A 264-nucleotide genomic window follows, 5' to 3' on the forward strand; every position below is an offset into this window, starting at 1 on the left:
CGGCTGCGGCAGCGCGTTCCCCTCGTCCGCGAGCAGGACGTCCAGGCGTTCCTCCGCCGCCCGCGACGCCTCGCTCTGCGCCTGGGCCTCCGCCAGTGTCTCGGCGTGCGTGTCGCGGCCCGGGATCTTCAGCAGGCGCACCAGATGCGGCAGCGTCAGCCCCTGCACCACGAGCGTCCCGATCACGGTCGTGAACGTCAGGAAGAGCACCAGGTTCCGTGCCGGGAAGGGCTCCCCGTCCACCATGAGCGGGATCGAGAAGGC

The 264-nt window shown here is 71.6% G+C and carries 1 pseudogene; it reads right to left on the bottom strand.

What is annotated here, in order from left to right:
• Positions 1 to 264 (bottom strand): annotated as a pseudogene (locus J0695_RS40705) (Na+/H+ antiporter); the annotation flags it as partial.

This window comes from Streptomyces beijiangensis, from assembly GCF_017315755.1.
Classification (GTDB): Bacteria; Actinomycetota; Actinomycetes; order Streptomycetales; family Streptomycetaceae; genus Streptomyces; species Streptomyces beijiangensis.